Here is a 14,405-nt window from a genome sequence, read left to right on the forward strand (position 1 = left end):
CCCCCATGTCCGGCCCGGTACGGCAGGATGAGCCCCATGACCAAGGTGCACGAGGACCGCCCCGTACTGCCCACGCAGCAGGACGAGGTCGCCGCAGCCGGGAGTGAGTTCATCGGCGGCCCCCTGGGCCGCTACGCCAGGCTCGGTGGGCACTGGCTGGGCCCGGTCCGCGTCGTGGCCCTCATCGCCATCGGCATGTTCGCGCTCGGCATGGTCCAGAAGCTGCCGTGCTACGACTGGGCGTGGTTCCGGGGAGCCGGCTCCCAGTACACCCACGCCTGCTACTCCGACATCCCGCACCTGTACGCGGTCCGCGGGTTCGCCGACAACCTGACGCCCTACTTCGACCGGCTGCCCGGTGACATGGAGTACCTGGAGTACCCGGTCCTCACCGGTCTCTTCATGGAGATCGCCTCCTGGCTGACCCCCGGCAGCGGATCCATGCAGCACCGCGAACAGATGTACTGGATGGTCAACGCGGGCATGCTGATGGCCTGCGCGGCGGTCATCGCCGTGTGCGTCGCCCGCACCCACCGCCGCCGCCCCTGGGACGCCCTGCTCTTCGCCCTCGCGCCCGCCTTCGCCCTGACGGCGACGATCAACTGGGACCTGCTGGCCATCGCCCTGACGGCCGCCGGGATGCTCATGTGGTCCCGCGGCAGGACCCTCCTCTTCGGCATCCTCATCGGGCTCGCCACCGCCGCCAAGCTCTACCCGGTGCTGCTGCTCGGCGCGCTGTTCGTGCTCTGCTGGCGGGCCGGGAAGTGGCGCGCCTTCGGCGCCGCCGTGCTCGGCGCGGCCGGGGCCTGGCTCCTGGTGAACCTGCCGATCATGCTCTTCGCCTGGAACGGCTGGACGAAGTTCTACACCTTCAGCCAGGAGCGGCCCATCGACTTCGGCTCGGTGTGGCTGCTGATCTCCCAGCGCTCCGGCAACCCCCTGGACGGTGCCAACACGTACGCGACCGGGCTGACGCTCCTGCTGTGCGGGGCCGTCGGACTGCTCACCCTGACCGCCCCGCGCCGGCCCCGGTTCGCACAGCTGGCCTTCCTCGTCGTCGCCGTCTTCATCCTCTGCAACAAGGTCTACTCGCCGCAGTACGTGCTGTGGCTCATCCCGCTCGCCGCACTGGCCCGGCCCCGCTGGCGGGACTTCCTGATCTGGCAGGCCGGCGAGGTCGTCTACTTCCTCGGGATCTGGTTCTACCTCGCCTACACGTCCAGCGGCGACAAGCACCAGGGCCTGCCCGTGGAGGGCTACCAGCTGGCGATCGCCGCCCACCTGCTGACCACCCTGTACCTCTGCGCGGTCATCGTCCGGGACATCCTGATGCCCGAGCGGGACGTCGTACGGCGCGACGGTTCGGACGACCCCTCCGGCGGTGTCCTGGACGAGGCCGACGACGTGTTCGTGCTGTCGGACGCGGCGAGGGCGCCGCGGTACGCGACGCCCTCGGAGGAACAGCGGGTCGCCTGGGGCACGGGCTCCCAGGACTGACCGGTCGGACTCAGGCGTCGAGCACCCGGTCGAACTGCGTGGTGGTGTGGCGCAGGTGGGCCACCAGCTCGTCGCCGACCTTCGGCTCGGTCGCGTCCGACGGCACGAACAGGATCGACACCTGCATGTGCGGCGGCTCCGCGAACCAGCGCTGCTTGCCCGCCCACACGAAGGGCGAAAGGTTCCGGTTGACCGTGGCCAGACCCGCCCGGGCGACGCCCTTGGCGCGCGGCATCACACCGTGGAGCGCCTTGGGGGCCTCCAGTCCCACGCCGTGCGAGGTACCGCCGGCGACCACGACCAGCCAGCCGTCGGAGGCGGCCTTCTGCTGGCGGTATCCGAACCGGTCGCCCTTGGCCACGCGCGTCACGTCGAGGACCGCGCCGCGGTACTCGGTCGCCTCGTGGTCGCCCAGCCACAGCCGGGTGCCGATGCGCGCCCGGAAGCGGGTCTGCGGGAACTGCTGCTGCAGCCGCGCGAGTTCCTCGGCCCGCAGGTGGCTGACGAACATGGTGTGCAGCGGCAGCCGGGCCGCGCGCAGCCGGTCCATCCAGCCGATGACCTCCTCGACGGCGTCCGAGCCGTCCGGCCGGTCCAGCGGCAGGTGCAGGGCGAAGCCCTCCAGGCGGACGTCCTCGATCGCCGCGTGCAGCTGGCCGAGGTCCTGCTCGGAGATTCCGTGGCGGCGCATCGAGCTCATGCACTCGATGACCACCCGGGCCCCCACCAGACCCCGGACCCCGTCCAGCGAGGCCACCGAGCGGATGACCCGGTCGGGCAGCGGCACCGGGTCCTCGCCCCGGCGGAACGGGGTGAGGACGAGCAGGTCGCCGCCGAACCAGTCCTTGATGCTGGCGGCCTCGTACGTCGTTCCCACGGCCAGGATGTCGGCGCCCATGCGGGTCGCCTCCTCGCAGAGCCGCTCGTGGCCGAAGCCGTAGCCGTTGCCCTTGCAGACCGGGATCAGTCCGGGGAATCGGTCCTGGATCTGCTTCTGGTGCGCACGCCAGCGCGCGGTGTCGACGTAGAGCGTGAGCGCCATGCCCGTCCGGAACCTCTCCTGAGAAGCTGCGTGGTGCAGCGGTGCTGTCTGTCTGTGTGTGGGGCGGGGTGCTGCCGGGTCAGCGGCGCGACATGTAGATGTCCAGGGCCTTGTGCAGCACCTTGTTGAGCGGGAAGTCCCACTCGCCGACGTACTCCACGGCCTCGCCGCCCGTGCCGACCTTGAACTGGATCAGACCGAACAAGTGGTCGTTCTCGTCCAGCGTGTCAGAGATGCCGCGCAGGTCGTAGACGCTTGCGCCGAGGGCGTACGAGTCGCGCAGCATGCGCCACTGCATCGCGTTCGAGGGGCGGACCTCGCGCTTGTGGTTGGCCGAGGCGCCGTACGAGTACCAGACGTGCTGGCCGACGGTGAGCATCGTGGCGGCGGCCAGCGGCTCTCCCTCGTGCGTGGCGATGTAGAGGCGCATCCGGTTGGGGTCCTCGGAGTTGAGGGCCGTCCACTGGCGCTGGAAGTAGCTGAGCGGACGCGGGCGGAACTTGTCGCGCTCGGCCGTGATCTCGTACAGGTGCTGCCAGGTCGGCAGGTCGTCGTAGCCGCCCTGGACGACCTCGACGCCGGCCTTCTCGGCCTTCTTGATGTTGCGTCGCCACAGCTGGTTGAAGCCCTTGAGGACATCGTCCAGCGAGCGGTTGGCCAGCGGTACCTGGAAGACGTAGCGGGGCTGGACGTCACCGAAGCCGGCGCCGCCGTCCTCGGCCTGCTGCCAGCCCATGCGGCGCAGCTTGTCCGACACCTCGAAGGCGCGCGGCTCGATGACCGAGGCCTCCACGTCGCGCAGGCGCTTCACGTTCGGGTCCTGGATACCGGCCTTGATGGCGGTCGAGTTCCAGCGTCGGATGACGACGGGCGGGCCCATCTTCACGGTGAAGGCGCCCTGCTGCTTGAGGTGGGCCAGCATCGGCTGGAGCCACTCCTCCAGGTTCGGGGCGTACCAGTTGATGACCGGGCCCTCGGGCAGGTAGGCGAGATACCGCTTCACCTTGGGCAGCTGCCGGTACAGCACGAGGGCTGCTCCGACGAGTTCGTCGGACTCGTTGAACCATCCGAGGTTCTCGGAACGCCACTCGTTCTTCACGTCGGCCCACGCCGGGACCTGGCAGTGGCTCGCCGAGGGCAGGCTCTGGAGGTAACCCAGATGCTGCTCTCGGCTGATGGTCCTCAGGGACAGGCTCATGCGGGGCGTCTCCTCCGGCGGCTTCGCTGGCTATGGCGCGAAGCCTACTGCGACAAGGGCGCCACCCTTCTGGGGGACGGGCCGTGGGCCCGGGCCGGTGTACGGCCGGCGCCCTGTCGCGGAGGTGTCCCGCTCGGCCCGGTCAGCCCCCGAAGAGCCCGCCGTGGAACATGCCGAGGTAGAAGCCGATGGCAGACGCGCCAAGGCCGATGATCAGCGCGAAGCGCTCGCGTGTCGTGACGGAGACGAACTGTCCGTACGCACCCGTCAGGATTCCGATCAGCCCGGCCCACGAGCTGATCAGGTGCAGGTTGTGGAAGAAGGCCGTGACGAACGCCACGGCGCCGAGGGTCAGAGTGACCGCCATCAGGGTGTCCTGCAGCGGGTGGGGCTTGCCGTCGGTGGAGAGCAGGGAGATCTGAGGGGGCCGCATTGCCTGTGCCATCGGAAGGGCACCTCCTGGCTGAAGCTGGCGGTGCTGCGGGCTGCCTCCGGCAAGGGGCCGAGGGCATAGCACCGAGCACACCCGATGGATACAGATTGTGGCCCTCTCCCGGCGGATTTCAACCGGAAGGACGCGAGCAGGTAGTCTGTACAGCTGCGCGGTGTCTGCTCTGCGGACGCCGTGCTTACGCATCACGACCCTCCTGCCACGGAACGACCGTGGCCGCTGAGTCCAAAGGAGGTGGGTTCCACATGCGTCACTACGAAGTGATGGTCATCCTCGACCCCGATCTCGAGGAGCGCGCTGTCTCCCCGCTGATCGAGAACTTCCTTTCTGTCGTCCGTGAGGGCAACGGAAAGGTCGAGAAGGTCGACACCTGGGGCCGTCGTCGTCTCGCTTACGAGATCAAGAAGAAGCCCGAGGGCATCTACTCGGTCATCGACCTTCAGGCCGAGCCTGCGGTCGTCAAGGAGCTTGACCGACAGATGAACCTGAACGAGTCGGTTCTCCGGACCAAGGTCCTTCGCCCCGAGACCCACTGAACTTCGGTTCAGCGGTAATCGGGATCGAGTAGCACAGCAGCCCAGCAGCAATCCCCGCCGAGAGGTTCATCCATGGCAGGCGAGACCGTCATCACGGTCGTCGGCAATCTCGTCGACGACCCCGAGCTGCGCTTCACCCCCTCGGGTGCGGCGGTCGCGAAGTTCCGTGTCGCGTCCACCCCCCGCACCTTCGACCGTCAGACCAATGAGTGGAAGGACGGCGAGAGCCTGTTCCTGACCTGCTCGGTGTGGCGGCAGGCGGCGGAGAACGTCGCCGAGTCCCTCCAGCGAGGCATGCGCGTCATCGTGCAGGGCCGGCTGAGGCAGCGGTCGTACGAGGACCGTGAGGGTGTCAAGCGCACGGTCTACGAGCTGGACGTCGAGGAAGTCGGCCCCAGCCTGAAGAACGCCACGGCCAAGGTCACCAAGACCACCGGTCGCGGTGGCCAGGGTGGATACGGCGGCGGCGGTCAGCAGCAGGGCGGCGGCGGTGGCAACTGGGGCGGAGCCCCCGGTGGCCAGCCGCAGCAGGGCGGCGGAGCTCCCTCCGACGACCCGTGGGCGTCCAGCGCGCCGGCCGGTGGCCAGCAGCAGGGCGGCGGCGGGGGCGGTTGGGGCGGAAGCTCCGGCGGCTCCGGCGGTGGCTACTCGGACGAGCCGCCCTTCTAGGGCAGCTCGCATCCCCACTTCTTGATCACACAGGAGAGACACAATGGCGAAGCCGCCTGTGCGCAAGCCTAAGAAGAAGGTCTGCGCATTCTGCAAGGACAAGACCGCGTACGTGGACTACAAGGACACGAACATGCTGCGGAAGTTCATTTCCGACCGCGGCAAGATCCGTGCCCGCCGCGTTACCGGCAACTGCACGCAGCACCAGCGTGACGTCGCCACGGCCGTCAAGAACAGCCGTGAGATGGCACTGCTGCCCTACACGTCCACCGCGCGATAAGGAAAGGGTGACCGACTAATGAAGATCATCCTGACCCACGAGGTTTCTGGCCTCGGTGCCGCCGGCGATGTCGTCGACGTCAAGGACGGTTACGCTCGCAACTACCTGGTCCCGCGTGGTTTCGCGATCCGCTGGACCAAGGGTGGCGAGAAGGACGTGGCGCAGATCCGCCGCGCCCGCAAGATCCACGAGATCGCGACCATCGAGCAGGCCAACGAGGTCAAGGCCAAGCTCGAGGGTGTGAAGGTCCGTCTGGCCACCCGCGCGGGTGACGCCGGTCGTCTCTTCGGTTCCGTGACCCCGGCCGACATCGCCACGGCGATCGAGTCCTCGGGCGGCCCGAAGGTCGACAAGCGCCGCGTCGAGCTCGGCTCCCCGATCAAGACCCTCGGTTCGTACCAGGTCTCCGTGCGTCTGCACGCCGACGTGGCCGCGAACGTGGGCATCGAGGTCGTCGCCGCCTAAGGGCTGCGCTCGAAGGGCCGCACCCCCACGGGGTGCGGCCCTTCGTCGTTGTCGGCGGTGTTTCACGTGAAACATCCGGGCGCCGGTCCGCGGTGTTTCACGTGAAACACGACCGGGACGGCGGGACGGCAGCGCTCAGCGGGTGGCTCCTGCGATCAGCCATCGACCTGAGCCGGCGCGCAGCCGGAGGGTGACCAACCGGACCACCATCATCAGCGTCATGGCCCACCAGAGCGCCGTCAGCCCGCCTCCGAGGGCCGGTACGAGCAGTGCCGCCGGGGCGAATGCGGCGAGCGTCAGGAGCATCGCCCGGGCCAGGTAGCGACCGTCCCCCGCGCCCATCAGGACCCCGTCGAGCACGAACACGATGCCGGAGACGGGCTGGGACAGGGCGACGACCAGCAGAGCGGGCAGCAACGCCGCCTCGACCGCCGGATCACTGGTGAACAGCGGTATGAACACCGGGCGGGCCAGGACGACCAGGAGCCCGAGCACGACGCCCGTGGCGATTCCCCACTGCACCATGCGGCGGCAGACCGCCTTGGCGCCCTCGGTGTCCCCCGCTCCCAGGTAGCGGCCGATGATCGCCTGTCCGGCGATCGCGATGGCGTCCAGCGCGAAGGCGAGCAGGCTCCACAGCGAGAGCAGTATCTGATGGGCGGCGATATCTGCGTCGCCGAGGCGGGCGGCCACAGCCGTCGCGATCATCAGGATGGCGCGCAGGGACAGGGTGCGCACCAGCAGGGGCGCGCCGGCCTGGGCGCAGGCCCGGATCCCCGCGGCGTCGGGACGCAGCGAGGCGCCGTGCCGCAGGGCTCCGCGAACGACGACGAACAGGTAGGCGGCGGCCATGGCGCACTGGGCGATGACCGTGCCCCATGCGGAGCCGGCGATCCCGAGGCCCGCACCGTAGACGAGGGCGACGTTCAGGCCCGCGTTGAGGGCGAAGCCGCCGATGGCGACGTAGAGCGGTGTACGGGTGTCCTGGAGGCCGCGGATGACGCCCGTGGCGGCCAGGACCATGAGCATGGGCGGGATGCCGAGGGCCGAGATCCGCAGATAGGTGAGCGCGTACGGGGTGACGGCGTCGGACGCCCCGAAGAGCGATATCAGCGAGGGCGCCGCCGGCAGCACCACGGCGACGACCGCCGTGCCCAGCAGGAGGGCGAGCCATATGCCGTCGATCCCCTGCCGGATGGCAGCCTGGAGGTCACCGGCGCCGACGCGGCGGGAGACGGCCGCGGTGGTGGCGTAGGCGAGGAAGACGAAGACGCTCACCGCGGTGGTGAGCACCGCGGCGGCGATGCCGAGGCCGGCCAGCTGGGGGGTGCCGAGGTGCCCCACGATGGCGCTGTCGGCCATGACGAAGAGGGGCTCGGCGACGAGGGCACCGAAGGCGGGGACGGCGAGCGCGAATATCTCTCGGTCGTGCCGTCGGGGCCCCGCCTCAGGTGCTGCGAGGGCCTGTGTCATGCCCTCAATCTAATCTTCCACAGGTAATGGACGCAACCCTCTTGGGATCCTTACGTGTCCGCTGATCGGGACGTTCTGCGCACCTCGTTGGAGGCGATCTCGAGACAGTGGCCAAAAATTTTCCCCACTCCCGCCTCGGGAGAAGGAAATTGCAGGTCAGATAGGGTGTGGGGATGCCGCGGGTGATTTTGTCCACAGCGTCGTCCCCCGGTCCGTGCACAGCTTCCGGCGACTTACCCACAGCATTGGCGCCGTCATCCACATGTCATCCACACACCCTGTGGATAACAAGATTGGCTGACGCCGCTCCCGGGCCTACCGTGGTTCGTTGCCCGACCCGCCGACGGCGGATTCGGGTGCCCCAAATGTCAGAGCCGTGTCGTAGAAAGAGTGACACGGCGAGGTCCGCGTTGCGGACGGGAGGAGGCGGCCCGGTGAGCATGCCCGAGCCCATGGACGACCCCTGGGCCGACAGCGGTCCGGGTGACCGTCTGCCCGCCCGTTCGCGCCGCAACAGCGAAGGCCGTGGCCGCGGGGACGAACAGCACGACCGGGGCCGCGAGGGCGGCTCCTGGGACTCCGGCGGGGGCGGCGGCTTCGAGCGCGTCCCTCCGCAGGACCTCGACGCGGAGCAGTCGGTGCTCGGCGGCATGCTGCTCTCGAAGGACGCCATCGCGGACGTCGTCGAGGTCCTCAAGGGCCATGACTTCTACCGGCCCTCGCACGAGACGATCTACCAGGCCATCCTCGACCTGTACGCCAAGGGCGAGCCGGCCGACCCGATCACCGTCGGCGCCGAGCTGACCCGGCGCGGCGAGATCAGCAAGGTGGGCGGGGCCTCGTACCTGCACACCCTGGTCCAGTCCGTGCCGACCGCGGCGAACGCCGAGTACTACGCGGAGATCGTCCACGAGCGGGCCGTCCTGCGCCGCCTGGTCGCGGCCGGTACGAAGATCACGCAGATGGGCTACGCCGCCGACGGTGACGTCGACGAGATCGTCAACAGCGCCCAGGCCGAGATCTACGCCGTCACCGAGCAGCGGACCTCCGAGGACTACCTGCCGCTCGGCGACATCATGGAGGGCGCCCTCGACGAGATCGAGGCGATCGGCTCCCGCAGCGGCCAGATGTCGGGCGTCCCCACCGGCTTCACCGACCTGGACTCGCTGACCAACGGTCTGCACCCGGGCCAGATGATCGTCATCGCTGCCCGTCCCGCCATGGGTAAGTCCACGCTCGCGCTGGACTTCGCCCGGGCCTGCTCCATCAAGAGCAACCTGCCGAGCGTGATCTTCTCCCTCGAAATGGGGCGCAACGAGATCGCCATGCGTCTGCTCTCGGCGGAGGCCCGGGTGGCGCTGCACCACATGCGCTCAGGCACGATGACGGACGACGACTGGACCCGGCTGGCCCGCCGGATGCCGGACGTCTCGGCCGCCCCGCTCTACATCGACGACTCCCCCAACCTGTCGATGATGGAGATCCGGGCCAAGTGCCGTCGGCTCAAGCAGCGCAACGACCTCTCGCTCGTGGTCATCGACTACCTCCAGCTGATGCAGTCGGGCGGCTCGCGCCGGCCGGAGAGCCGTCAGCAGGAGGTTTCGGACATGTCCCGAAACCTCAAGCTGCTGGCGAAGGAGCTGGAGGTCCCCGTGATCGCGCTCTCCCAGCTGAACCGTGGTCCCGAGCAGCGCACGGACAAGAAGCCCATGGTCTCCGACCTGCGTGAATCGGGCTCGATCGAGCAGGACGCGGACATGGTGATCCTGCTGCACCGCGAGGACGCGTACGAGAAGGAGTCCCCCCGCGCCGGTGAGGCCGACCTGATCGTCGCGAAGCACCGTAACGGCCCCACGGCCACGATCACGGTGGCCTTCCAGGGCCACTATTCACGCTTCGTGGACATGGCCAACACGTAGCATCCGATCATGGATGAGCTTGCTGAGGGCCTGGAACTCCTTCCTTCGACGCGGCGCGCGCTGCGGCACAGGATCGCGGTCGCGCAGAGCGAAGGGCGGGCGCCGTCCGTGGTGGCGGCCGTCCTGCGCGGCGGTGAAGTGGTCTGGGAGGGCTCACGGACCTCGGTCGAGGGGCATGGTCCGGACGGCGACGTCCAGTACCGGATCGGGTCGATCACCAAGACGTTCACGGCGGTCCTCGTGATGCGGCTGCGGGACGAAGGCCTGCTCGCGCTCACCGATCCCCTGGACAAGCACCTGCCGGGCACCGCGGCCGGCCGGGTGACCATTGCCCAACTGCTGTCCCACACCGGCGGGTTGGCGGCGGAGACGCCCGGCGAGTGGTGGGAGCGGACCCCCGGCGCGCAGCGGCCCCGACTCGCCGACGTGCTGGGGGAGGACCCGTTCAGGGTCACGCCCGGCAGCCGGCACCACTACTCCAACCCCGGTTACACCCTGCTGGGTTCGCTGGTCGAAGCCCTGCGCGGCAGGCCCTGGGAAGAGGTGCTGCGGGCCGAGGTGCTGGAACCCCTGGGGCTGGGGCGTACGAGCGCACTGCCGCAAGCCCCGCACGCGGGTGGCTGGGCGGTGCATCCCTGGGCGGACGTGATGATGCCCGAGCCGCTGGAGGACCTGGGGCTCATGGCCGCGGCCGGCCAACTGTGGTCCACGACGCGGGACCTGGCACGGTTCGCCGACTTCCTCCTGCGCGGCGACGAGCGCGTCCTGAGCGCCGAGTCCGTACGGGAGATGCGCACGGCGGCCGCACCCCCGGAGCCGGGCCTCGCCGAGGCGGGCTACGGGCTGGGCATGCAGCTGATGGCCGTCGGCGCCCGCAGGCTCGCGGGGCACAGCGGTTCGCTGCCCGGCTTCGTCGCGGGTCTGTGGCTGAGCGAGGCCGACGACGTGGCGGCCGTGGTGCTGGCGAACTGCACCTCGGGGCTGCCGGCCTCGACGGTGGCGGCGGAGCTCGTGGGAATCGTGGCGGATGCCGAGCCGCCCTTCCCGCGGCAGTGGCGACCGTTCCTGGAGTCGGACCGGGTGCCGCTGGAGGTGTGCGGCCCCTGGTACTGGGGCACTTCGGCCCAGGTGGTGCGCCTGGGCGCGGACGGGCTGCTGCACCTGGGCCCGGTGGGCGCCGCCGGGCGCACGGCTCGCTTCCGGGCCGAGCCGGACGGCACCTGGACCGGGCTCTCCGGCTACTACGCCGGTGAGACGCTGCGTGCGGTGCGCCGCGCGGACGGCTCGGTGAGCCATCTCGATCTGGCGTCCTTCGTCTTCACCCGGGAGCCCTACGACGCAGACGCCCCGGTGCCCGGCGGGGTGGACCCGCAGGGCTGGCGGGGTATCGGCTGACGGTTCGGGGCGGGTTCAGGCGACGAGTTCACGCTCCAGCGGGGTGCGGAAGCGCGGGGTGATCCGGGCGTCTCCCACCCATGCGGCGAGCCGGGCGGCCTCGGCGGTGATCGCTCCTTCGGCGGCGCGGCCGGGGTCGGCCAGCAGCCGCAAGACGATCTCGCCGTCGGAGCGCTGTGCCCAGCCGCCGACGATCTCGCCGTTCCACCACACGGTGGGACCGATGTTGCCGGCGTAGTCGAACAGGGCGCTCCGGTGGGCGGGGTCGAGGTGGAAACTGCGGTCGGCCCAGCCCATGGCGGTGGGGTCGAGGCCGGGCAGCAGCGCGGCCCAGGGCTCGGGTGCCGGTTCGGGGGCGGTGTCCCCGGGGCTGACGAGCGCGGTGGTGCCGTCCTCGAGTCGGACCTGGTCGGGTCCCACGGCGGCGAGGGCCTTGCGGGTGTCCGTGAGGGTCCATCCGGTCCACCACTTGAGGTCGGCCTCGGTGGCGGGGCCGTAGGCACGGAGCCAGCGGCGGGCGATCTCCGTACGGGACTCGGCGGCGGGCAGAGCGGGCCAGGGCTCGGTGTGGACCCAGCGGTACTGGCTGGAGGTCCACGAGCCGCGCGGCCGGTCGCGGCGGATCCGCCCGTCGGCGGCGAGCAGGCGGATGACGCGGGTGGTGATCCCCTGCTCGGTTTCGTACTTCTTGCCGCGACCGATGGTGATCTTCTGCCGCAGTGCGGGTACGGCCGCGGACAGCTGGCTCCCGGTGGAGGGGCCGTGGGCGTCGAGTGCGGCGAGCGCGGCCGCCTCGGCGCGGGCCAGCCAGGCGGCGTCGAGCCCCTGCCCGTCCTCGTCGAGGTGTTTGAGGAGGGTGCGGCGTTCCTTCACGGCGATCGCGCGGGCGGTGGAGGAGTCGACGTGCGGGGCGAGTTCGGCGGAGACCGCGAAGAGCGTGTTGCGCATGCTCAGCAGGCGCACCAGGCTGACGTCCTCGTAGAGTGCCCGCTCGATCAGGTCCGGGCCACCCTCGGTGAGCCGGGCCCGGGCCGAGAGGAAGACGGTCGCGGCATCCGTGGCGTGCAGGGCGACGACGGAGTCCGCGGCCTGCGCCACCGTCGCTGCGCGGGCCGACGGAGCCAGGCGGTGGCGCCGGCCGAGCCGGTGGCGGCGTTCGGCGGTGGTGACGAGGGGGAGGCTCATCCTCCCGATCGTAGGCCGGGCCGCCGACGCGGCGGCCCGGCTTGCCGGAACGAGCGGTCAGAGCTGGAGCTTGAACCCGACGTGCGAGGCGGTGAACCCGAGCCGTTCGTAGAAGCGATGGGCGTCGGTCCGGGTCGCGTCCGAAGTCAGCTGTACGAGCGAGCAGTTCTCGGCACGGGACTTCTCGACGGCCCATTCGATGAACCGGGTGCCCAGGCCGCTGCCGCGCTCCTCGGCGTGTACGCGGACGCCCTCGATGATGGCGCGGGTGGCTCCCCGGCGGGAGAGTCCCGGGACGATCGTCAGCTGGAGGGTGCCCACGACACGGTCGGCGCGGACGGCGACGACCAGGTGCTGGTTCGGGTCGTCGGTGAGGCGCTTCAGGGCCGCGAGGTACGGGGCGAGGTCGTCCGGGGACTCGCGGGTGGCGCCGAGCGGGTCGTCGGCCAGCATGGCCACGACGGCGGGTACATCGGCTGCCGTGGCGGGCCGGATCGTCAGCTCAGGAAGGTTGGTCACGATGGCGTGTTCCTCTCAGCCCGCGGCCACGGTGAGCGGTGCCCAGCGGCGGGTCCAGTCGCCGGGCAGGCCGGGGAGGTCGCGGGTCATGACGGCGTTGAAGGCCACGGAGGCCAGTCCGCGGTCCTTGAGCCAGGCGAGGAGTTCCTCGTGCCGTACGTCGACGTCGGTGCGCAGCACCCGGTCGGTACCCACAGCGAGCGCGCTGATCAGGGACTGTGCGGTCGCGGTGTCCTGGGCGATCAACGGGCCGATGACCTGTGTGTCCATATTGGGCCAGGCCGCTGCATAGCCGGTGAGGGCGCCGTTCCCGGAGGGGTCCTCGGCAACGACCAAGCGGTCCGCGAAGGCCGGCAGCCGGGTGATCATGTGCGTGCGGTCGGTTCCGAAGACTTCCGCGTCCAGACGCAGGATCCGGGGGAGGTCCTCGGCGTTGGCCGGCCGGACCCGGGCGGTGCCGTACGCCCCGGGGGTGCCCTCATGCCGAAAGGCGCCCATCAGCATCTCGGCGCGTCCGGTCGTCTTGAAGCCGAGCTCCTCGTAGAGGGGGCGCCCGTACGGGGTGGCGTGCAGGGTGAGGGGGACGCCCTTGAGTACGTCGTTGCAGACGTGCGCCATCAGGCGGCGGCCCAGACCCTGGCGGGCGAAGCGGGCGGCCACGAGGACCATGCCGATGGCGGCGAGCTCCGGTCCGGCGTGTGTGGTGCCGTACCGGGTGACGACACAGGAGGCAGCGAGCCCCCGGCCGTCCGGGGCATCGACGCCGTAGCCGGTTCCGGCGGCGAGGAGCAGACGCCACTTGTGGTCCTCGCGGAGCCATCCGCGATCTTCGGACAGGTCGGCGCAGCGGTGGAGATCGTCCACGGTCAGCGCCCGGATCGGTAGATCGGTGATGTGTGGTGGTGTCACCGGCCCAGACTGGATCATGGACCGGGAGCCGTCCAGAGGATTTGGGGTGGATGTTCGGGAGGATGTTTCACGTGAAACACCGGATACCCGGGCTCGAGCCGCCGGACGATGTTTCACGTGAAACACGGTGTTTCACGTGAAACGGACCGGCTAGCCTCACTGGCTATGACTCTCCTGCACCTCTTCGATCTCGACGGGACGCTGATGTACGGCTCGGCGGCGCCGGTCGAGATCTCCCGGCAGCTCGGGCTGAGCGCCGAGATCGCCGAGCTGGAACGGGCCTTCGGCGCGCAGAAGATGGGGCCGCACCAGTTCTCGGTGGCCGCGCACGCGCTGTGGACCGAGCTGACGCCCGCGCACGTACGGGCCGCGTTCGACGGGGCTCCCTGGCTCACCGGAATCCGGGACGTGTGGCAGGAGATCCGGGACCGCGGGGACTACTGCGCCGTGATCTCCCTGTCGCCCTCCTTCTTCGTGGAGATGCTGCTGGAATGGGGTGCGCACGCCGCGCACGGGTCGGTCTACCCGGAGGTGCCCTTCACGCGACCCGTGGAGGAGTCGGGGATCCTGACGCCCGAGGGCAAGGTCCGGGTGGCGGACCGGCTCTGCGCGGAGTTCGGTGTGAGCCGGAGCGACTGTGTCGCGTACGGGGATTCGGTGACCGACGCGATGCTCTTCGACGTGGTGCCGATCTCGGTGGCGGTCAATGCGCGGCCTTTTCTGGCCGAGCGGGCCACCCATGTCTACGAGGGTCGGGATTTGCGCGAGGCATACCAGCTTGTAGGGCTGACGCGCCCGGGAGTTGACGCATCTTAGGAGGAAAGTGGGTTCGAAACGCGGATTTTCCGCGTTTCCCCGCAGGCCTCT

15 protein-coding genes are annotated in these 14,405 nt (G+C 70.0%); 8 read left to right on the forward strand and 7 right to left on the reverse strand.

Features of this window, described 5'->3' with window-relative positions:
• The first annotated feature begins 36 nt into the window (after positions 1 to 36).
• Complete coding sequence (locus B6R96_RS18240; RefSeq protein WP_081522969.1) at positions 37 to 1,497, forward strand: glycosyltransferase family 87 protein; 1,461 nt, start codon at positions 37 to 39, stop codon at positions 1,495 to 1,497.
• Between the two features lie 10 nt (positions 1,498 to 1,507).
• Here B6R96_RS18240 and B6R96_RS18245 read toward each other — a convergent pair whose 3' ends face one another.
• From B6R96_RS18245 to B6R96_RS18255, 3 genes are all read right to left on the reverse strand, one after another.
• The gene (locus B6R96_RS18245; RefSeq protein WP_030383941.1) at positions 1,508 to 2,539 is read right to left on the reverse strand and encodes an alanine racemase; all 1,032 of its coding nucleotides are present in this window, start codon (positions 2,537 to 2,539) and stop codon (positions 1,508 to 1,510) included.
• A gap of 79 nt (positions 2,540 to 2,618) precedes the next feature.
• Positions 2,619 to 3,737 carry a lipid II:glycine glycyltransferase FemX gene (locus B6R96_RS18250; protein ID WP_030383942.1) on the reverse strand — a complete coding sequence of 373 codons (1,119 nt, stop codon included), beginning with the start codon at positions 3,735 to 3,737 and terminating at the stop codon, positions 2,619 to 2,621.
• A 142-nt stretch (positions 3,738 to 3,879) separates the two neighbouring features.
• Positions 3,880 to 4,182 carry a hypothetical protein gene (locus B6R96_RS18255; protein ID WP_030008388.1) on the reverse strand — a complete coding sequence of 101 codons (303 nt, stop codon included), beginning with the start codon at positions 4,180 to 4,182 and terminating at the stop codon, positions 3,880 to 3,882.
• A gap of 251 nt (positions 4,183 to 4,433) precedes the next feature.
• Here B6R96_RS18255 and rpsF point away from each other — a divergent pair, with 251 nt between their 5' ends.
• The 4 genes from rpsF (at position 4,434) to rplI (ending at position 6,138) form a co-directional block, all read left to right on the forward strand.
• Positions 4,434 to 4,724 carry a 30S ribosomal protein S6 gene (rpsF, locus tag B6R96_RS18260; protein ID WP_004950685.1) on the forward strand — a complete coding sequence of 97 codons (291 nt, stop codon included), beginning with the start codon at positions 4,434 to 4,436 and terminating at the stop codon, positions 4,722 to 4,724.
• A 72-nt stretch (positions 4,725 to 4,796) separates the two neighbouring features.
• Positions 4,797 to 5,393 carry a single-stranded DNA-binding protein gene (locus B6R96_RS18265; protein ID WP_053167464.1) on the forward strand — a complete coding sequence of 199 codons (597 nt, stop codon included), beginning with the start codon at positions 4,797 to 4,799 and terminating at the stop codon, positions 5,391 to 5,393.
• A gap of 43 nt (positions 5,394 to 5,436) precedes the next feature.
• Complete coding sequence (rpsR, locus tag B6R96_RS18270) at positions 5,437 to 5,673, forward strand: 30S ribosomal protein S18 (protein WP_005315025.1); 237 nt, start codon at positions 5,437 to 5,439, stop codon at positions 5,671 to 5,673.
• An 18-nt stretch (positions 5,674 to 5,691) separates the two neighbouring features.
• On the forward strand, positions 5,692 to 6,138 hold the full coding sequence (gene rplI / locus B6R96_RS18275) for a 50S ribosomal protein L9 (RefSeq protein WP_030008386.1): 447 nt from the start codon (positions 5,692 to 5,694) through the stop codon (positions 6,136 to 6,138).
• A gap of 135 nt (positions 6,139 to 6,273) precedes the next feature.
• Here the strand turns inward: rplI and B6R96_RS18280 are convergent, their stop codons facing one another.
• Positions 6,274 to 7,611 carry an MATE family efflux transporter gene (locus B6R96_RS18280; protein WP_081522970.1) on the reverse strand — a complete coding sequence of 446 codons (1,338 nt, stop codon included), beginning with the start codon at positions 7,609 to 7,611 and terminating at the stop codon, positions 6,274 to 6,276.
• Positions 7,612 to 8,063: 452 nt separating this feature from the next.
• On the opposite strand from B6R96_RS18280, the gene dnaB reads away from it, so the two are divergent.
• Positions 8,064 to 9,530 (forward strand): replicative DNA helicase, encoded by a 1,467-nt coding sequence (dnaB, locus tag B6R96_RS18285; protein ID WP_030755420.1) that lies wholly within the window; start codon positions 8,064 to 8,066, stop codon positions 9,528 to 9,530.
• 9 nt (positions 9,531 to 9,539) lie between these two features.
• The gene (locus tag B6R96_RS18290; protein WP_081522971.1) at positions 9,540 to 10,925 is read left to right on the forward strand and encodes a serine hydrolase domain-containing protein; all 1,386 of its coding nucleotides are present in this window, start codon (positions 9,540 to 9,542) and stop codon (positions 10,923 to 10,925) included.
• Between the two features lie 15 nt (positions 10,926 to 10,940).
• Here B6R96_RS18290 and B6R96_RS18295 read toward each other — a convergent pair whose 3' ends face one another.
• The 3 genes from B6R96_RS18295 to B6R96_RS18305 are packed head-to-tail and all read right to left on the reverse strand — an operon-like array spanning position 10,941 to position 13,538.
• A complete protein-coding gene (locus B6R96_RS18295; protein ID WP_081522972.1) occupies positions 10,941 to 12,110 on the reverse strand; it encodes a winged helix DNA-binding domain-containing protein in 1,170 nt (389 codons plus the stop codon).
• A 57-nt stretch (positions 12,111 to 12,167) separates the two neighbouring features.
• Positions 12,168 to 12,629, reverse strand: coding sequence for a GNAT family N-acetyltransferase (locus tag B6R96_RS18300; protein ID WP_081522973.1), 462 nt, complete (start codon positions 12,627 to 12,629; stop codon positions 12,168 to 12,170).
• A 15-nt stretch (positions 12,630 to 12,644) separates the two neighbouring features.
• Positions 12,645 to 13,538: a GNAT family N-acetyltransferase gene (locus B6R96_RS18305; RefSeq protein ID WP_237291449.1), complete on the reverse strand. Its 894-nt coding sequence runs from the start codon at positions 13,536 to 13,538 to the stop codon at positions 12,645 to 12,647.
• Between the two features lie 165 nt (positions 13,539 to 13,703).
• Between B6R96_RS18305 and B6R96_RS18310 the strand changes: the two genes are divergently transcribed.
• The gene (locus B6R96_RS18310; protein ID WP_081522975.1) at positions 13,704 to 14,354 is read left to right on the forward strand and encodes an HAD family hydrolase; all 651 of its coding nucleotides are present in this window, start codon (positions 13,704 to 13,706) and stop codon (positions 14,352 to 14,354) included.
• Positions 14,355 to 14,405: the final 51 nt, after the last annotated feature.

The organism is Streptomyces sp. Sge12 (assembly GCF_002080455.1).
Classification (GTDB): Bacteria; Actinomycetota; Actinomycetes; order Streptomycetales; family Streptomycetaceae; genus Streptomyces.